Annotated in this window: 16 protein-coding genes and 1 pseudogene; 10 read left to right on the plus strand and 7 right to left on the minus strand. The window is 73.1% G+C overall.

The window, feature by feature from the left end:
• The first annotated feature begins 47 nt into the window (after positions 1 to 47).
• Positions 48 to 2,906 (plus strand): ExeM/NucH family extracellular endonuclease, encoded by a 2,859-nt coding sequence (locus K6T13_RS07030; RefSeq protein ID WP_222897787.1) that lies wholly within the window; start codon positions 48 to 50, stop codon positions 2,904 to 2,906.
• 7 nt (positions 2,907 to 2,913) lie between these two features.
• On the opposite strand, the gene K6T13_RS07035 is transcribed toward K6T13_RS07030, so the two are convergent.
• Positions 2,914 to 4,683: a glycoside hydrolase family 15 protein gene (locus tag K6T13_RS07035; RefSeq protein ID WP_222897788.1), complete on the minus strand. Its 1,770-nt coding sequence runs from the start codon at positions 4,681 to 4,683 to the stop codon at positions 2,914 to 2,916.
• Positions 4,684 to 4,717: 34 nt separating this feature from the next.
• On the opposite strand from K6T13_RS07035, the gene K6T13_RS07040 reads away from it, so the two are divergent.
• Both K6T13_RS07040 and K6T13_RS07045 read left to right on the plus strand, forming a co-directional pair.
• Positions 4,718 to 5,200 (plus strand): CinA family protein, encoded by a 483-nt coding sequence (locus K6T13_RS07040; RefSeq protein WP_249423980.1) that lies wholly within the window; start codon positions 4,718 to 4,720, stop codon positions 5,198 to 5,200.
• A gap of 50 nt (positions 5,201 to 5,250) precedes the next feature.
• Complete coding sequence (locus K6T13_RS07045) at positions 5,251 to 5,523, plus strand: helix-turn-helix domain-containing protein (protein ID WP_222898188.1); 273 nt, start codon at positions 5,251 to 5,253, stop codon at positions 5,521 to 5,523.
• Positions 5,524 to 5,544: 21 nt separating this feature from the next.
• Here the strand turns inward: K6T13_RS07045 and K6T13_RS07050 are convergent, their stop codons facing one another.
• From K6T13_RS07050 to K6T13_RS07060, 3 genes are read right to left on the minus strand one after another with little or no spacing between them, the layout of a single operon-like run.
• The gene (locus K6T13_RS07050) at positions 5,545 to 6,342 is read right to left on the minus strand and encodes a DNA-formamidopyrimidine glycosylase family protein (RefSeq protein WP_222897790.1); all 798 of its coding nucleotides are present in this window, start codon (positions 6,340 to 6,342) and stop codon (positions 5,545 to 5,547) included.
• A gap of 4 nt (positions 6,343 to 6,346) precedes the next feature.
• Positions 6,347 to 6,997, minus strand: a complete 651-nt coding sequence (locus K6T13_RS07055; protein WP_222897791.1) for a class I SAM-dependent methyltransferase — start codon at positions 6,995 to 6,997, stop codon at positions 6,347 to 6,349.
• Complete coding sequence (locus tag K6T13_RS07060; RefSeq protein WP_222897792.1) at positions 6,994 to 11,508, minus strand: ATP-dependent helicase; 4,515 nt, start codon at positions 11,506 to 11,508, stop codon at positions 6,994 to 6,996. Before K6T13_RS07060 ends, K6T13_RS07055 begins: the two co-directional genes overlap by 4 nt.
• A 112-nt stretch (positions 11,509 to 11,620) precedes the next feature.
• Here K6T13_RS07060 and K6T13_RS07065 point away from each other — a divergent pair, with 112 nt between their 5' ends.
• Together K6T13_RS07065 and K6T13_RS07070 are read left to right on the plus strand one after the other, a co-directional pair.
• Positions 11,621 to 11,890 carry a DUF1876 domain-containing protein gene (locus K6T13_RS07065; RefSeq protein ID WP_222897793.1) on the plus strand — a complete coding sequence of 90 codons (270 nt, stop codon included), beginning with the start codon at positions 11,621 to 11,623 and terminating at the stop codon, positions 11,888 to 11,890.
• Positions 11,891 to 11,958: 68 nt separating this feature from the next.
• Positions 11,959 to 13,080, plus strand: a complete 1,122-nt coding sequence (locus K6T13_RS07070; protein WP_222897794.1) for a GNAT family N-acetyltransferase — start codon at positions 11,959 to 11,961, stop codon at positions 13,078 to 13,080.
• Between the two features lie 25 nt (positions 13,081 to 13,105).
• On the opposite strand, the gene K6T13_RS07075 is transcribed toward K6T13_RS07070, so the two are convergent.
• Complete coding sequence (locus tag K6T13_RS07075) at positions 13,106 to 13,468, minus strand: DsrE family protein (protein WP_222897795.1); 363 nt, start codon at positions 13,466 to 13,468, stop codon at positions 13,106 to 13,108.
• 21 nt (positions 13,469 to 13,489) lie between these two features.
• Positions 13,490 to 13,879 carry a RidA family protein gene (locus K6T13_RS07080; RefSeq protein ID WP_222897796.1) on the minus strand — a complete coding sequence of 130 codons (390 nt, stop codon included), beginning with the start codon at positions 13,877 to 13,879 and terminating at the stop codon, positions 13,490 to 13,492.
• Between the two features lie 32 nt (positions 13,880 to 13,911).
• Here K6T13_RS07080 and K6T13_RS07085 point away from each other — a divergent pair, with 32 nt between their 5' ends.
• The 5 genes and pseudogenes from K6T13_RS07085 to K6T13_RS17425 form a co-directional block, all read left to right on the plus strand.
• Positions 13,912 to 14,661 (plus strand): phosphotransferase, encoded by a 750-nt coding sequence (locus K6T13_RS07085; RefSeq protein ID WP_222897797.1) that lies wholly within the window; start codon positions 13,912 to 13,914, stop codon positions 14,659 to 14,661.
• Between the two features lie 50 nt (positions 14,662 to 14,711).
• The gene (locus K6T13_RS07090) at positions 14,712 to 15,638 is read left to right on the plus strand and encodes an ABC transporter ATP-binding protein (protein ID WP_430228127.1); all 927 of its coding nucleotides are present in this window, start codon (positions 14,712 to 14,714) and stop codon (positions 15,636 to 15,638) included.
• Positions 15,638 to 16,429 (plus strand): ABC transporter permease, encoded by a 792-nt coding sequence (locus K6T13_RS07095; RefSeq protein ID WP_222897798.1) that lies wholly within the window; start codon positions 15,638 to 15,640, stop codon positions 16,427 to 16,429. The genes K6T13_RS07090 and K6T13_RS07095 overlap by 1 nt, the downstream gene beginning before the upstream one ends.
• On the plus strand, positions 16,429 to 17,238 hold the full coding sequence (locus K6T13_RS07100) for an ABC transporter permease (RefSeq protein WP_222897799.1): 810 nt from the start codon (positions 16,429 to 16,431) through the stop codon (positions 17,236 to 17,238). The genes K6T13_RS07095 and K6T13_RS07100 overlap by 1 nt, the downstream gene beginning before the upstream one ends.
• A gap of 38 nt (positions 17,239 to 17,276) precedes the next feature.
• Positions 17,277 to 17,555 (plus strand): annotated as a pseudogene (locus tag K6T13_RS17425) (GNAT family N-acetyltransferase); the annotation flags it as partial.
• A 164-nt stretch (positions 17,556 to 17,719) separates the two neighbouring features.
• Here K6T13_RS17425 and K6T13_RS07110 read toward each other — a convergent pair.
• Positions 17,720 to 18,202 (minus strand): GNAT family N-acetyltransferase, encoded by a 483-nt coding sequence (locus K6T13_RS07110; RefSeq protein ID WP_222897800.1) that lies wholly within the window; start codon positions 18,200 to 18,202, stop codon positions 17,720 to 17,722.
• Positions 18,203 to 18,209: the final 7 nt, after the last annotated feature.

Genomic DNA, 18,209 nt, shown 5'->3' on the forward strand with positions numbered 1-18,209 from the left:
CCACCGTCCGCCGTCCCCGCCACCCCACCCACTCACTGGAGACCACCATGACTTCTCGTCGTCGCGCAGTCGCGCTGACGGCCGGCCTCGGCCTGCTGGCCGGCGCCGTCTCGATCGGCGTCACGCCCGCCGTCGCCAACCCCGCCGGGACCGACCTCGTCATCAGCGAGGTCTACGGCGGTGGAGGCGGCGGCACCGGCACGCCCAGCTACACCCATGACTTCATCGAGCTCTACAACCCCACCGAGGGGGCGATCTCGCTCGAGGGCTGGTCGGTCCAGTACAAGTCGAGTACCGGTGCCACGGCCAGTTCCGAGGGCCTGTCCGGTGTCGTCGCGCCGGGCCAGCACTTCCTGATCCAGTCCGGCTCGGCCGGCTCCGCGCCGGGCACCCCGTCGCTGCCCACCCCGGACGACTCGGTGGGGCTCAACCTCTCCCAGAGCGGTGGCATCGTCTTCCTCGCGAGCACGACCACCCCGGTGGGCTCGCGCGGTGACGTGGCGGGGATCGGCACCGGCGGTCTCGTCGACACCGTCGGCTACGGGACCAGCGCCGACACCTACGAGACCGCGCGCACCGGCGTCGCCCTGACCAACGAGACGTCCGTCGCCCGTGCGGCCGCCGGGGTCGACACCGACCACAACGCGAACGACTTCACCGAGGGCACCCCGGGGCCGCAGGCATGCGGAGACGCGTGCACCCCGCCGCCCCCGCCCACCACCGAGGCCACCATCGCCGAGATCCAGGGCACCGGCGAGGAGAGCCCGCTCGACGGTGAGCAGGTGCTCACGCAGGGCGTGGTGACCGCGGCCTACCCGACCGGCGGCCTCAACGGCTTCTACCTCCAGACCGAGGGCACCGGCGGCGAGCTGGACCTCGCGACCCACCAGGCCTCCGACGGCATCTTCGTCTACCGCGGCAGCAGCAACCCCGTCACCGAGGAGCCCGGCGACTTCGTCGAGGTCCTCGGCACCGTCGACGAGTACGCCGGCGCCACCCAGATCGCGGCGTTCGACGCCGACGCGGTGACGCCCGCCGCGGGCGAGGCCGACCCGGTCACCCCGGTGGTGTCGGAGTGGCCCGCCACCGATGTCGCCAAGGAGACCCTCGAGGGGATGCTGGTCGCCCCGCAGGGGGAGTTCACGATCACCGACAACTACAGCACCAACCTCTACGGCGAGCTGGTCCTGGCGCTCGGCGACACCCCGCTCGTCCAGCCGACCCAGGTGGCGCGGCCCCACACGGCCAAGGCCGCGCGGGTCGTCGCCGACAACGCGGCGCGGCGGATCGTGCTCGACGACGCGTCCTCGCGCGGCTACACCTCCAGCGCGAACCGCGGCCTGACCCCGGCGTACGTCTCCAACGAGCAGCCGTTCCGCATCGGTGCGACGAGCACGTTCGACGACGACGTCATCCTCACCGAGGGTGGCTCGCCGAGCTCGCCGACCTACCGGTTCCAGCCGCTGGCGCTGGTCGAGGGACCCGACAACGCCACGACCCCGATCGTGTTCCCGAACACGCGGGAGGACGCCCCGGACGCCGACCAGGTCGCTGCCGAGGGCACCCCGGAGATGACGGTCGCCTCGTTCAACGTCCTGAACTACTTCACGACCCTCGGTGACGCCGACGACGACAACGTGGGCGACGGCGGCTGCCAGGCCTACAACGACCGGGCGGGCGACGGCAACAACGTCCGCACCGGGTGCGACCAGCGCGGCGCCTGGGACCCCCAGGACCTCGACCGGCAGCAGACCAAGATCGTCGCGGCCATCAACGCCCTCGACGCCGACGTCGTCGGCCTGATGGAGATCGAGAACTCGGCCGCCCTCGGGGAAGAGACCGACGAGGCGCTCGAGTCGCTCGTCGCCGCCCTCAACGCCGACACCGGCACCGACACCTGGGCGGCGAACCCGTCGTCGACCGAGCTCCCGCCCGCCGACCAGCAGGACGTGATCACCAACGCGATCATCTACCGGCCCGCGGCCGTGGAGCGGGTCGGCGAGGCGCGCGCCCTGGGCGACCAGAGCGACGGCAACGGCTCGGCCAGTGACGAACCGTTCGCCAACGCGCGCGAGCCGATCGCCCAGGCCTTCGCCCCCGTGGGCGGTGGCGAACCGGTGCTCGTCGTCGTCAACCACTTCAAGTCCAAGGGTTCGGCGGGTCCCTTCCCGGGCGACGCCGACAGCGGCGACGGCCAGGGTTCCTCCAACGAGTCCCGCGTCCGCCAGGCAGAGGCCCTGGCCGCGTGGGTGCCGACGGTCCTGGAGGACGTCGACCGGGTGCTGCTGCTGGGCGACTTCAACGCCTACGCCAAGGAGGACCCGATGCAGCTGCTCCAGGCCGAGGGCTACACCAACCTGGAGACCGCGGCGGGCCACGACGAGTACTCGTACTCCTTCGCGGGGCAGTCGGGCTCGCTGGACCACGTGCTCGCCAACGATGCTGCCCTCGCCGCGTTCACCGGCGCCGACGTGTGGGACATCAACGCCGACGAGCCGGTGGCGCTGGAGTACAGCCGCTGGAACTACCACGGCACCGACTTCCACGAGGACGGACCGTTCCGGTCCTCCGACCACGACCCGGTCGTGGTCGGTCTCGCCGGAGCAGGGAAGACGACGCCGACCATGGAGGTCGAGCGCAGCCCCCAGCAGGTGTACGCCGGCAGCACCCGGGTCCGCCTCGACGTGTTGCTGACTGCTCCCGAGGAGGAGGTGACCGGTGAGGTCCGCGTCCGGCAGGGTCGTCGCTTCGTCGACACCCGGGCCCTCCGTGACGGCGCCGTCACCTTCCGGCTGCCGGTGTTCAACCGACCGGGCCGCAAGGTCGTCCGCGTCGTCTACTTGGGCAGCGACCGGATGGAGCGGGTCACCGAGCAGGTGACCTTCCGGGTGGTCCGAGACCGCTGAACCTCGCTCAGCGCTGGTGCAGGTGGAGCGCCGCCTGCACCAGCGCGAGGTGGCTGAAGGCCTGGGGGAAGTTGCCGGCCATCCGCCGCCGGCGGGTGTCGTACTCCTCGGCCAGCAGGCCGACGTCGTTGGCCAGCCCGCAGAGCCGGTCCATGAGCGCGTGGGCCTCCTCGAGGCGGCCGACGGCGGCGTAGACCGAGACGAGCCAGAACGAGCAGGCCAGGAACGGGTTCTCGCCGCACGGGATGCCGTCGACGCCCGACTCGGTCCGGTAGCGCAGCAGCAGCCCGTCCTGCATCAGGTCCTCCTCGATCGCACGCACCGTCCCGAGCACCCGCTCGTCGTCGGCGGGCAGGAAGCCGACGAGGGGGATCATCAGCAGGCTGGCGTCGACCTCGGTGGTGTCGTAGTGCTGGGTGAAGGTGCCGCGCTCGGCGTCGTAGCCCCGCGCCAGCACCTCCTCCCGGACCTGGTCGCGCAGCTCGCGCCACCGCTCCACGTCGCCCGGGAACCCGTGCTTCTCGACGGCGGTGACGGCCCGGTCGAAGGCGACCCACACCATGACCCGGGAGTGGGTGAAGTGCTGCTGAGGACCCCGGATCTCCCACAGCCCGTGGTCGGGCTGGTCCCAGTGTGCGGCCAGGTCGTCGACGAGTGCCCGTTGCAGGGCCCAGCTGTCGACGTTCTCGGCGATCCCGGCCTCGCGAGCCTGCTGCAGCGCGATCATCACCTCGCCCAGGACGTCGGTCTGCTTCTGCTCCGCCGCGCCGTTGCCGATCCGCACGGGCAGGCTGTCCTCGTAGCCGGGCAGGTGGTCGAGCTCGTGCTCGGGCAGGTGCCGTGCCCCGTCCACGGCGTACATGATCTGCAGGTCGGACGGATCACCGGCGACGGCCCGGAGCAGCCAGTCGCGCCACTCGCGCGCCTCGTCGGAGAACCCCGCCGAGAGCAGCGACTCGAGCGTGAGGGCGGCGTCGCGGAGCCAGCAGTAGCGGTAGTCCCAGTTGCGCTCGCCGCCGAAGTGCTCGGGGAGGCTGGTGGTCGGTGCGGCCACGATCCCGCCCGTCTCCCGTAGCGTCATCATCCGCAGGGTGACCAGGCTGCGGACCACGAGGTCGCCGTGGGGGAGGTCGCGCCGGCAGCGTTCGACCCAGGCCTCCTGACGCTCCCGGGTGGCCTCGATGCGGTCGACCCACCCGATCGGCTCGGGGAGGTCGCGCCAGGACTTCACCCAGGTGGTCGAGAAGGTCAGGACGTCGCCCTCGGAGACCTCGAACTCGTCGGTGTGGTGGCCGTCCTCACGGGTGGGCAGACGGGAGCCGCGCAGCATCAGCTTGTCGGGGCCGGCGACCGCGACGACGACCTCCTGCCCGCCGACCTGGTGACGGCTCACCCACGGGCGGACCTTGCCGTAGGCGAACCGCACCACCCACTCATGGCGCATCCGCACCGTGCCGCTGACCCCGGTCACCCGGCGCACGATGTCGGCGCGGTCGTCGCGCGTCGGCATCACGTCGAGCAGGGTCACCGAACCGGTGTCGGTGGTGAAGGTCGTCTCGAGGAGCGTGGTGCCGCCGATGTAGCGCCGGCTCACGGCCGCCTCGTCCACCGGTCCGAGCAGCCAGCGACCGTGCTCGCGGGTGCCGAGCAGCGCGGCGAAGCAGGCCGGGGAGTCGAAGCGCGGCAGGCAGAGCCAGTCGATCGACCCGTCGCGGCCGACGAGGGCCGCCGTGTGCCGGTCGCCGACCAGCGCGTAGTCCTCGATGGGCAGCGGCATGCCCTCAACCGTAGCCGGGGCTAGCATCGGCGCCGTGGACCCCGCCGCGCTCCTCCGGATGCTCGAGGAGCGCAGCGCGACGCTGGCGACCGCCGAGTCGCTGACCGGCGGCCGGCTCGCCGCCCGAATCACCGCGGCCCCGGGTGCGTCCCGGTCCTACCGCGGTGGCGTGATCGCCTACGCCACCGACCTCAAGGGGTCGCTGCTCGACGTGCCCCCCGACGTCCTCGCCCGGCACGGGGCGGTCTCGGGGCCGTGCGCGCGTGCGATGGCCGCAGGGACCCGGGACCGGCTCGCCGTCACGTACGCCGTCGCCACGACCGGGGTCGCCGGTCCCGACCGGCAGGAGGGTCACCCGCCCGGCACGGTCTACGTCGCCGTGGCCGGTCCGGGGGGCGTCGACGTGGTCGCCCTCGAGCTCGCCGGCGACCGGGAGGCCGTCCAGGAGCGGACGTGCACGGAGGCGCTCGCCGCGATCGGCGAGGTCCTGCGCCGGGAAGAACCACTGCTCGGGTAGCGTTGGGGCACCATGCGACCTGACCTGGGAGGTGACCGGCGGTGACCGAGATGGTGCTCTTCAGGCGGCTGCTCGGCGACGTGCTCCGCAGCAAGCGCGTAGCACGCGGCCTGACCCTCCGGCAGGTCTCCGCCGAGGCGCGGGTCTCCCTCGGCTACATCTCCGAGATCGAGCGCGGCCAGAAGGAGGCGTCGTCGGAGCTGCTCGCCTCGCTGTGCGGCGCCCTCGACGTCCCGCTGTCGGAGGTGCTCCAGGACGTCTCGTCCCTGGTGGCGGTCGCCGAGGCCGCCGGCGGCCCCGAGGTCGTCGCCTCGGCCGCCTGAGCCGACCGCCACGGTCGCCCGTCAGGGCGTCGGCGCCGGCTGGCAGGACGGGCACCAGTACGACGCCCGCTCGCGCCCGGCCTCTCCCCGCATCGCCACGCTGATCGGGGTCCCGCACCGCAGGCAGGCCTGCTTGTCCCGCCGGTAGACCCACAGCCGCCGCCCCTGACGCAGGTCGCCGGTGGTCGTCTGCTGGGCCCGTTCCTTGTTGAGGTCGAGCATCTGGTGGGCCCGGCGCACGAGCCGGCGCAGGTCGGGGACCTCGCCCACCCGGGTCTCGGGGTGGAGGCCGTGGACGAAGCAGAGCTCGGCCATGTACATGTTGCCGATGCCTGCCAGCCTGGTCTGGTCGAGCAGTGCCTCGGACAACGGCTGGTCGGGGACGGCCTGCAGCCGCCGCAGTGCCTCGTCCTCGTCCCAGTCGGCACCCAGCAGGTCGGGTCCGAGGTGGCCCACCGCCTGCGGCTCGAGCTCCCGCGGAAGCAGGTCGACGATGCCGAGCGAGAACCCCACCGCGATCCGGTCGCCGGCGGTGAGGACGACACGGGCAGTGTGGGCGGGGCGGCGCCAGCGCTGGCCGGGCAGGTAGCTCTGCCAGGCGCCCTCCATCTTGAGGTGGGTGTGGAGGGTCCAGGCGCTCGTCGTGTCGATCCGGGTCAGCAGGTGCTTGCCCCGTGACCAGGTGCCGAGCACCCGGCCGCCGGTGAGGTCGGCGGTGGCGAGCTGGGGCACCCGGAAGTCACACGCCGTGAGCTCGTGACCCTTGAGGGTGCGGTCGAGCAGGCGCGCGGCGCGGTAGACGGTGTCGCCCTCGGGCATCTGCTCACCCGTCCCGCTCGTAGACCGCCAGGTGCCAGACGAGGCGCACCCGGCGGTGGCGGACCCGGCGCAGGCCCACGGCAGCCAGCCGCCGTTCGAGCGCTGCGACGTCGTGGACGAACGCCCGGTAGTCGCCGAAGCGGCGCCGCCGCAGCCGGAACACCAGGTTGCCCGTGCCGATCGCGACCCGCGCCACCAGGCCGGCCAGACCCTCCGAGCGGGGCAGCACGACGCCGTAGGTGGTCCGTGCCGCCGCAGCGGTGTGGTCGACGAGGGCGGCGGCGTCGGGGAAGCAGCAGATGACACGGTTGAGGACGACCACGTCGTGCTGCTCCAGCGGCGCGACGGAGCCGTCGGCGACCACGAAGCGGGCGCGGCCGGCGCGCCCGCGTTCCTCGGCGAGCCGACGCGCCTGGTCGACCGCCTCCCGACTGAGGTCGGTGCCGGTGGCACGGTCCGCGCCCCGGTCGAGGCAGGCCAGCGTCAGCTCGCCGACCCCGCAGCCGACCTCGAGCAGCGACCGGTCGCGGAGGCCGACCTCGGCCAGCGCGTCGACCAGAGCCCCGGTCACCCGGTCGGGACCGTCGCGCCGGCGTGCCCGCCGGGCGTCGTGGCGGGCCCAGTCGTCGAAGCAGCAGCCCTCGCCGTCGCTCATGACGCGGCTCGCAGCCGGAGCCCGCGCGGGGTGGCGACGAACCCGGCCGCGGAGAGCGCTTCGCGCAACGGTGTCGAGCCCGACCCCAGCAGCTGCGTCCCGTCGGCCCGCTCGACGGTCAGCCGGCCCAGCTGGCCACGGCGCGCGGCGGTGGCGAGGGCCTCGGCGGCCGGGGTGAGGATCTCGCCGTCCTCCGACCAGGTCAGCAGGGTCCGCCCGCCGCGCTCGACGTAGAGGACGAGCTCGCCGTCGACCAGGACGACGAGGCCGCCTGCCTTGCGCCCCGGGCGGTGGCCGCTCTCACCGGCGGTCCCGGCCGGAGCGGGCCACGACAGCGCCGCGCCGTAGGGGTTGGCCGGGTCGGTGGCCGCCAGGGCCACGGCGACCGGCTTGTCGTCGGCGCGTACGTCGGAGAAGGTACGGAGCCGGTCGACGGCCCCCGCGGTGCCGAACTGGGCGGCACCCAGTCCGGCGACGAAGTAGCCGCGGCGGCACCGGCCCGACTCCTCGAAGGCGGACAGCACCTTGTAGACGGCCGCGAAGCCGCCGGGCGTCCGCTCGCTCTGGACCGCCCCCCGGGTCACGACGCCGTGGCGGTCGAGCAGCCGCTCGGCCGCGGCGTGGGCACGCCGGGTCGGGTCGGTGTCGAGGGCCGGCAGCATCGCCCAGCGACCGGCGGTGTGGGGTGGCCCGCTGCGCAGCACCTGGGGTCCCGGCCGGCGGGTCCGGTGGGTGCCGCGCCCGCCACCGATGAGCGAACGGAGCGGGGCGAGCGTGTCGTTGTGGACCCGGCCGGCCCACACGAGGTCCCACAGCACGCCGGCGAGCTGCTCGTCGTTGCGGATCTCCGTGGCCTGACCGAGCTGGCGGAAGAACCACGCGCCGCCGGGGGCCAGCGCGTCGAGCACCGCCTGGTGGGCCTGGGAGTGCTGGAAGGGCTCCGGCTCGGGAAGGGTCAGCGGCGCCTGGTCGGCGAGGTGGAGGGAGACCCAGCCGTCCTTCCCGGGCAGCGTCCCGTGACCGGCCCACAGCACCTCGCCGGCACTGGTGAGCTCGTCGAGCTGGGCGGGTTCGTAGTCGCGCACCCGGGCGTTGAGCACCAGCGGCTCGAGCGCGCTCGCGGGGACCGGGCACCCGGCCAGCTGCCCGATGACGGTGAGCACGCCGTCGACCCCGCGGGGCCGGCCGCCGACGTGCTGCCAGGCGCCGAGGAACCGGGCGAGCGCGGCCGGCTCGACCGGTTCGATCTCCTCGCGCAGCCGGGCGAGGGACCGGCGGCGCAGCCTGCGCAGCACCTCGGCGTCGCACCACTCGGTGCCGGCACCCGCCGGGCGGAACTCGCCGTCGAGCACCCGGCCCTGGGCCGCGAGCCGCTGGAGGGTGTGGCGGACCACCGCCTCGCCGAGGCCGAGGCGGGCGGCGACGTCGCCGGTCGTGAACGGGCCGTGCGTCCGCGCGAAGCGCGCCACGAGGTCGGCGAGGGGGTCCTCGACGGGGTCGGTGAAGACGTCGGGCGTACCGGGTGGCACGGGCACCCCCAGCCCGTCACGGAGCCGGCCGATGTCCTCGATCGCGGCCCAGCGCTCCTCGCCCGCGACGCGCACCTCGACGATGCGGCGGGTCTCGCCCAGCGCGCCGACCCAGCCCGACACGTCGGCGTCCTCGACGGCCCGCTGCCGGACCTCGTCGGTCGTGAGGGGGCCGAGCAGGCGGAGCAGGTCGGCCAGCCCCTCGGCGTCGCGCGCCCGCCGGTCGGGGGCGAGTCGCTGCAGCTCCGCCTCCACCTCGGCCAGCACCTCGGGGTCGAGCAGCTCGCGCAGCTCGGCCCGGCCCAGCAGCTCGGCCAGCAGGCCCTGGTCGAGGCTCAGTGCGGCCGCGCGACGCTCGGCGAGGGGGGAGTCGCCCTCGTAGACGAACTGGGCGACGTAGCCGAACAGCAGGCTGCGGGCGTACGGCGAGGGCTGGGTCGTCGAGACGTCGGTGACCGCGACCTCGCGCCGGTCGACCCGCTGCATCAGGCGCACCAGCCCCGGCAGGTCGTAGACGTCCTGCAGGCACTCGCGAACGGCCTCGAGCACGATCGGGAAGGAGGGGTAGCGGGCCGCGACCTCGAGCAGCTGGGCCGACTTCTGCCGCTGCTGCCACAGCGGGCTGCGGCGTCCCGGGTCGCGGCGGGGGAGCAGCAGCGCCCGGGCCGCGCACTCGCGGAACCGGGACGCGAAGAGGGCGCTGCCACCGACCTCGGTGGTGACGATCTCCTCGATCTCGTCGGGCTCGAAGGCGACCAGCTCGCCGGTGGGTGGCTCGGCGTCGGTGTCGGGGACCCGGACCACGATGCCGTCGTCGGAGGCGACTGCCTGCCCGTCGATGCCGTGGCGCTCGCGCAGCCGTGCGTTGATCGCGAGCGCCCAGGGGGCGTGGACCGGGGTGCCGTAGGGCGAGTGGACCACCAGCCGCCAGTCGCCGAGCTCGTCACGGAACCGTTCGACCAGGATCGTCTGGTCGCTGGGCAGGATGCGGGTGGCCTCGACCTGCTCGGCGAGGTAGGCGACCAGGTTGCCGGCGGCGTACTCGTCGAGGCCGTGGCTGCGCGCGGTCGTCACGGCCTTCGCCCGCGGCAGGGCCGCCAGCTCGCGCGTGAAGGCACCGACGGCCTCGCCGAGCTCGGCGGGCCGCCCGAGGCTGTCGCCGCGCCAGAAGGGCAGCCGGCCCGGGACGCCGGGCGCGGGGGTGACAATGACCCGGTCGTGGGTGATGTCCTCGATGCGCCAGCTGGTCGCCCCGAGCGCGAAGACGTCACCGACCCGCGACTCGTAGACCATCTCCTCGTCGAGCTCACCGACCCGACGACCTGCGCCCTCGCCGGCGAGGTAGACCCCGAAGAGTCCCCGGTCGGGGATGGTGCCGCCGCTGGTGACGGCCAGGCGCTGCGCACCCGGACGACCGGTGAGGATCCCGGTCACCCGGTCCCAGACGATGCGGGGCCGCAGCTCGGCGAACTCGTCGGAGGGGTAGCGGCCGGCGAGGAGGTCGAGCGTCGCGTCGTAGGCGCTGCGAGGAAGGGTGGCGAAGGCGGCGCTGCGCCGCACGAGGGCGTAGAGCTCGTCGACGTCCCACGGGTCGAGGGCCGTGGCCGCGACGACCTGCTGGGCGAGGACGTCGAGCGGGTTGGTCGGCACGCGCAGGCTCTCGATCGCGCCCTCGCGCATCCGCTGGACCGACACCGCGGTCTGGGCGAGGTCGCCCCGGTGCTTGGGGAACAGCACCCCGCGGCTGACCTCGCCGACCTGGTGGCCGGCACGGCCCACGCGCTGCAGGGCGCTGGCGACGCTGGGTGGCGACTCGATCTGGACGACCAGGTCGACCGCGCCCATGTCGATGCCGAGCTCGAGGCTGCTGGTGGCGACCACCGCCGGCAGCCGGCCCCGCTTGAGGTCGTCCTCGATCAGGGCGCGCTGCTCCTTGGACACCGACCCGTGGTGGGCCTTGGCGATGACCTGGCTCGCAGCCCGGGAGGAGCCGGACTGGGCCATCACCTGGGCGGGCGGGCCGGTCCCGTCACCGTCGGCCTCGTCGTCGACGCCGGACGCGATCTCGTTGAGCCGCGCCGTCAGCCGCTCGGCCAGCCGCCGGCTGTTGGCGAACACGATCGTGGAGGAGTGCTGGCCGATGAGGTCGGCGACGTGCTCCTCGACGTGGGGCCAGATCGACTGGCTGCGTCCGGCGTCGGCGCCGCCCTCGGTGGAGTCGTCGTACTCCTCCGGGGAGGTCATGTCCTCGACCGGGACGACGACGCGGAGGTCCCACTCCTTGTCGGTCGGCGGGGCCACGATCTCGACCGCGGCCTCGCCACCCAGGAAGCGCGCCACCTCCTCGTGGGGCCGCACCGTCGCGCTGAGGCCGATCCGCTGCGCCGGCCGCGAGAGCAGGGCGTCGAGGCGTTCGAGGCTGAGGGCGAGGTGGGCGCCCCGCTTGGTGCCGGCGACCGCGTGGACCTCGTCGACGATGACCGTGTCGACCGTGCGCAGGGACTCGCGCGCCTGGCTGGTGAGCATGAGGAACAGCGACTCCGGCGTGGTGATCAGCACGTCGGGCGGCGCACTGGTCAGTCGGCGCCGGTCGGCCGCGCTCGTGTCGCCGCTGCGCACACCGACCGAGACCGCGGGGAGGTCGGTGCCCAGCCGTTCGGCCGTGTGGCGGATGCCGGCGAGAGGAGCGCGGAGGTTGCGCTCGACGTCGACGGCCAGCGCCTTGAGCGGGGAGACGTAGAGGACCCGGACGCCGCGGGGTGCGGCGCCCTCCTCGGTCGCGCCCCTCTTCCCGGTGAAGAGCTGGTCGAGCGACCACAGGAAGGCACTCAGCGTCTTGCCGGAACCGGTGGGCGCGACCACCAGGGCGTGGCGGCCGTGGCTGATGGCATCCCAGGCCCCCGCCTGGGCCGGGGTCGGCTCCGCGAACGCCGCCGCGAACCAGGCCCGCGTGGGTTCGCTGAAGCGCTCGAGGGCGGTCACCTGCCCATCTTGTCACCGGGGTCCCACAGGTTCCCTCGGCGAACGCGGCGGAGGAGACTGGAGAGGAGCCCGTACGACGGTCGCACGGTGCACGCGGAAGGACGTGACGAGCATGACGACCAAGACCTGGACGGTGCAGGTCCACCTCGACGAGCAGGGCGACGACACCTTCGCCGACGCCGTGGTGGAGATCGAGGGTAGAGCCGAGATGCACGGCCGGGGGACCAGCCGGCGCAACCCCGCCGACGAGGCCTCCCCGCGGATCGGCGACGAGCTCGCCGCCGCGCGGGCCCTCTCCGACCTCGCCCACGAGCTGCTGTCGGTGGCCGCGAGCGACATCGAGGCCCGCACCCACGAACGCGTGAGCTCGCTGGAGCTCTGACCCCCGGGGTCCCGCTGCAGCGCGAAACCCGGTCGCGGCCGCCGAGCGGCGTACGTGAGACTGGCGCGGTGCGATTCCCCGACGACGTCCCACGCCTCAGCGACGGGGTCGTGACGCTGCGTCCCCACGTGCCCGCCGACATCCCGCGGGTCCTGGAGCAGGCCACCGACCCCGAGGCCGTGGCGTGGACGACCGTCCCGACCCCGTACGCCGAGGCCGACGCCGCCGCCTTCGTGCAGCAGATGGTGCCGGCGGGGTGGGTGCAGGACTCCTCCTACGGGTTCGCCATCGAGTGCGACGGCCGCTTCGCCGGGTCCGTCGACCTGCGGGTGCGGGGGAGCGGTGAGGCCGAGGTCGGCTACGCGCTGCACCCCGACGCCCGGGGCCGCGGCGTGATGCGTCGGGCGCTCGACCTCGCGCTCGACTGGGGCTTCGGCGAGCTCGGGCTGGCCGTGGTGCAGTGGCGCTCCCACGTCTGGAACTGGTCGTCACGTCGCGCCGCGTGGGCGGTGGGGTTCCACTTCGGTCCCACCGTGCCGGGGCTCGTGGAGCAGCGCGGTCGCCGGGTCGACGCCTGGACCGCCTGGATCGCGGCCGGTGACCAGCGCGAGCCGGTGGAGCCCTGGCTCGAGCCCCCGGTGATGGAGGCGGGGCCCGTCCGGCTCCGGCCGTGGGCCGACGCCGACGCCGAGCGGCTGGTCGAGGCCGCCAACGACCCGGTGATCCGCGAGTGGATCCCGGAGACGCCGCTGCCGCGCTCGGCCGAGGACGTGCCGGCGTACCTCGACCGCGTGCGCCTCGGGATGGCGACCAACGGCCGGCTGGCCTGGTGCGTCGCCGACGCGACCACCGACCTGGCCCTCGGCAACGTGGCCATGTTCGAGTTCGAGGAGGGCACGGGCGAGGACGACCTCACCGCCCAGGTCGGCTACTGGTCACACCCCGCGGGCCGTGGCAGCGGCGCGATGTCGGCGGCGCTGGGGGCGGCCTGCGACTGGGCCCTGCGGCGGCGCGCCGACGGCGGGTTCGGTGCCCGCCGGCTCTACCTGCTCACCTCGGCCAGGAACGCGGCGTCGCGCGCTCTCGCCGAACGCGTCGGCTTCGAGCACGTCGGGACGGAGCGTGCCTCGGCGCCGCTGCCGGACGGCGGCTACGAGGACAACGCGCTCTACGACCGGGTACGCCGCTGAGCGAGCCGGTCGGAGTCCGCCGTCGTCAGTAGGTGAGGACGCGGTCGGCCTCGAAGGTGAGCTGCACGAGCCGGTTCGGCATCGCGAACTCCGCCGACTTGCCGGCCAGGTCCTCCTCGGTGACGCCCCGTGCCTTGCTGGACATGCCGGAGACGAAGAGGCGTCCGCCACCCCCGACCACGGCGTCGAAGGACCCGCGCAGCTCCCCGGTGCCCAGCCCGGCGAGCGAGTCGAGTGCGGCGTCCCGGATCAGCTGGACGGCGTCGCCGGCCAGGAAGACGGTGACGTCGTGTCCCTCCTCGACGCCGGCCTTCGCGACCAGGAACCCCAGCGCAGCCCGCGTGGGCGCCTCGGGGCCGGATGTGATGTGGACGAGCAGTGTGCCCATGGTGACCTCCCCCTCAGGCCATCACTGTGCCCCGAGCTGCACGACCGCGTCCACCTCCACCTCGACCAGCCACCGCGGGTCCAGCAGACCCACCACCACCATCGTCGACGCCGGGCGGACCTCGCCGAAGACCTCGGCGTGCACCCGACCGACCGGGTCCGCGAGTTCGGCGGACACGACGTACTGCCGGGTGCGGACGACGTCGGCCACCGTCCCGCCGAGGTCGGCGAGGGCGGCCAGCGCGATCTCCCAGCAGCGCCGCGCCTGGACCGCCGGCTCGGGGTCGACGTGGCCGTCGGGCCACACCGGTGCCGTCCCCGACACCGAGACGAGGCTCCCGGAGCGCACGGCGCGGCTGAAGCCGATGGCCTGCTCGAAGGGCGATCCGGACGAACTTAGCTGAACTGCCACGGGGTGAGGGTAGGGCCCTGATCATGGTGGGGATGAGCGGCTGGCACCTGGTGGACGGAGACGTCACGGTCGTCGACGGCCTCGTGCTGCGCCCCGAGCGCCCCTGGACCGCGGCCGTGCACGCGCTCCTCGCCCACCTCCGTGCCCAGGGGCTGACGTGCGTGCCCGAGCCGGTCGGCGTCCGCGACGGCGTCGAGGCGGTCACCTACCTCGAGGGCGACGCGGGTCAGTCCGCGTTCCGTCACCAGTACGACGAGTCGGGGCTGCGCTCCGCCGCGGTCCTGCTGCGGGCGGTCCACGACGCGGCCACCGGCTTCGTCGCGCCGGACCCGTCCGTCTGGTCCTTCCCGCCGGTGCCCGGTGCGACCACGGTCTGCCACGGCGACCCCGGTCCGTGGAACTTCGTCTGGCGCGACGGCGAGGCCGTCGGGCTCATCGACTGGGACCACGCCTCGCCCGCGCCGGTGGTCCAGGACGTCGCCTACGCCCTCGACACCTTCGCCCCCTTCCGGCCCGACGAGGTGGTGCTCACCGAGCACGGCTTCCCGGAGGCGCCCGACCGTGCGGCCCGGGTGCGTGCCTTCGCCTCGGCGTACGGCCTCGAGGACACCACGGGGATCGTCGACCGGGTGATCGAGCGACAGCAGCAGACCGTGGAGAGGGTGCTGTCACTGGCCGATCGCAGGATCGAGCCGTGGGCGGCCTGGGTGCGCGCGGGCTACCTCGGGGACCTGCAGGGACGCGCCCGGTGGACCCGCAGCCACCGCCACCTGGTGGAGTGAACCGATATCCGGTGGGAGGTTGTCGGCGGTAGTTCCTAGGATGGCGTCCCGTGACAGAAGCCATGATCTCGGCGACGGGCCTGCGGAAGTCCTTCGGGACCTTCGAGGCCGTGCGCGGCATCGACGTCCACGTCCAGCGCGGGGAGGCCTTCGGCTTCCTCGGCCCCAACGGCGCCGGCAAGTCCTCGACGATGCGGATGATCGCCGCCGTCAGCCCGGTGAGCGCCGGTGACCTGCGGATCCTCGGCATGGACCCCGCCGTCGACGGCCCCGCGATCCGCGGCCGGCTGGGTGTCTGCCCGCAGGAGGACACGCTCGACAACGAGCTCAACGTGTTCGACAACCTCTACATCTACGGCCGCTACTTCGGCATCGACCGCGCCACGGTCCGCGAGCGGGCCGAGGAGCTTCTCGAGTTCGTGTCGCTGACCGAGAAGCGGGCGTCCAAGGTCGAGGACCTCTCGGGAGGGATGAAGCGCCGGCTGACGATCGCCCGCAGCCTGGTCAACCGCCCCGACCTGCTGCTCCTCGACGAGCCGACTACCGGGCTCGACCCCCAGGCGCGCCACGTGCTCTGGGACCAGCTGTTCCGGCTCAAGCAGGCGGGCGTCACGCTGGTCATCACCACCCACTACATGGACGAGGCCGAGCAGCTGTGCGACCGGCTGGTGGTGATGGACAAGGGCCTGATCGTCGCCGAGGGCAGTCCGCGCGAGCTGATCGAGCAGCACTCCACCCGCGAGGTGGCCGAGCTGCGCTTCGGCGTCGGCGAGCACGAGGCGCTCGCGGAGAAGGTCGCCGACCTCGGCGACCGGGTCGAGGTGCTGCCCGACCGGCTGCTGGTCTATAGCCACGACGGCGAGGAGGTCATCGCCAAGACCCACGAGCGTGGTCTCGAGCCGGTCGCCGTGCTGGTCCGCCGCTCCACGCTGGAGGACGTGTTCCTCAGCCTGACCGGCCGGACGCTGGTCGACTGATGGCCACGCTCACCCTCGCCGAGGGCACCTCGCGCCAGCTGGACTACTGGTGGACCGTCTACAAGCGGACCTGGAAGGCCACGATCGTCAGCAGCTTCATCAGCCCGATCTTCTACGTGCTGGCGATGGGTGTGCTGCTGGGTGGCTTCATCGCCGGTGACCCCGACCGGCTGGAGGGTGCCACCTCCTACCTGACGTTCGTCGTACCGGGCCTGGTCGCCGCCCACGCCATGCAGACCGCCGTGGGGGAGACGACCTACCCCGTCATGGGCGCGATCAAGTGGCACAAGACCTACTACTCCCAGATCGCCACCCCGCTGGAGCCGCTCCACCTGGTCGCCGGCCACCTGATGTACGTGCTGTTCCGGCTGATCACGACCTGCGGCGTCTACATGCTGGTGCTGGCGCCGTTCGGTGTCTTCGCGACCTGGTGGGGACCCTTCGTCGCGTTCGCGGCGCAGGTGCTGGTCGGCATGGTGTTCGCGGTGCTCGTCTTCGGCTGGAGCGCGCGGCTGCGCAGCGAGGCAGGCTTCGGCGTCCTGTTCCGTCTCGGGGTGATCCCGCTGTTCCTGCTCTCCGGTGCGTTCTTCCCGATCACCAACCTCGGCGAGGTGGGCGCCTGGCTGGCGCGGCTCACTCCCTTGTGGCACGGGGTCAACCTGTCGCGCATGTTCAGCGTCGACGCCGTCGACTGGCCGGTCGCGGCCGCCAACGTGGTCGTGCTGGTCGTGCTCCTCGTCGTCGGCTGGTTCTGGTCGGTGTCGGGCCTGAGCAGGAGGCTGGTGCTCTGATGGCGGTGCAGACCTTCGAGCGCACCGAGACCGTCGCGCCGCTCACGCCGCTGGCGGCGCTGCGGCTGCTGGTGCTGCGCAACTACGTCACCTACAAGACCTACTGGAAGCTGTTCCTCACCGGCTTCCTCGAGCCCGTCCTCTACCTGTTCTCGATCGGCATCGGCGTGGGTCAGCTGATCGAGAGCTTCGAGTTCAACGGGCAGCCGATCTCCTACGCGGCCTTCGTGGCCCCGGGCATGCTCGCGGTGTCGGCCTTCAACGGCGCGATGATGGACTCCACCTTCAACGTCTTCTTCAAGCTGAAGTACGACAAGCTCTACGACCAGATGCTGGCCACGCCGCTCACCACCGGCGACATCGCGCGCGGCGAGATCGCCTGGGGGCAGCTGCGCGGCGCCGCCTACGCGGCCGCGTTCCTCCTGGTGATGGTGGCGATGGGCCTCGTCGAGTCGTGGTGGGCGGTGCTGGCCCTCCCGGCGACGATCCTCATCGGCTTCGCGTTCAGCGCGGTGTTCATGGCGATCACCACGTGGATGACCTCGTGGCAGGACTTCGACAAGATCACGCTGGCGCAGCTGCCGCTGTTCCTGTTCTCCGCAACGTTCTTCCCGCTCACCACGTTCCCGACCTGGCTGCAGTGGGTGGTCGAGGTGACCCCGCTCTACCGCGGCGTCGTGCTCTGCCGCGAGCTCACCACCGGGTCGATCACCTGGGCCTCGGGGATCTCGGTCGTCTACCTGGTGGTGATGGGCCTGGTCGGCCTGGCCGTCGTACGCCGCCGGCTCGACGCGCTGCTGCTCACCTGACTCTCCCCCCGCCCACCCTGCGCACCGATCGGCTGCGGCTGCGCCCCGTCGCCGACGAGGATGCCGGCGACCTGTTCGCCCTGCACAGCAGCGCCCACGTGCTGCGCTACTGGGACTCCCCACCATGGACGGGGCGGGAGCGCGCCCAGCGGTTCATCGCTGTCTGCCGCCAGATGGCTGACGACGGCACCGGGAGGCGACTGGCCGTGGACCGCTTGAGCGACGGCGCCTTCGTGGGGTGGTGCGGCCTCAACCGCTGGGACCAGGTCCACTGCAGTGCCTCACTCGGCTACTGCTACGCCGAGAACGCGTGGGGACACGGTTTCGGGCGGCTGCGCCGAGGATCCCGGTCACCTGGTGACTGCACGGCTCGGCGCAAAGCCACCCGCAGCGCCGGCTCCACCTCGTGCCTGTGCGGTCGATCGGTGCCACCCGGTGACACCGATCGACCGCACAGTTGCCATGCCCCGCGAGGATCCGGTCAGAGCCGGCGCTGCCACCACTCCACGTCGACCCAGCGGTCGAGCTTGCGGCCGACCTCGCACATGACGCCCACGGGCTCGAAGCCGTGCGCGCGGTGCAGCGCGCGGCTGGCGTCGTTGGGCAGGGCCACCCCGGCGAGCGCCAGGTGGATGCCGTCCTCGGCGAGCCGGGGGAGCAGCTCGGCGTACAAACCGCTGCCGACTCCGCGGCCCTGCGCGCCGGGAGCCACGTAGACCGTCGTCTCCCGGGTGGTGTCGTACCCGGGCTTCGGGCGGTAGGTCGAGGAGTAGGCGAAGCCGAGGAGCTCGTGGTCGACGGCCACGAGGAAGTGGTCACCCGGTCGGCATGACTCGAGGTAGCCGCGCCAGGTGGCCGGCGAGCGACCCTCGGTGTCGAAGGTGGCCGGCCCCTCCCTCGCCTCGCGCTCGTAGATCGCTGCCACCGACACCAGGTCGGACTCGCGCGCCGGGCGGATCTCCATGCTGGAA

It is taken from the genome of Nocardioides coralli (assembly GCF_019880385.1).
Lineage (GTDB): Bacteria > Actinomycetota > Actinomycetes > Propionibacteriales > Nocardioidaceae > Nocardioides > Nocardioides coralli.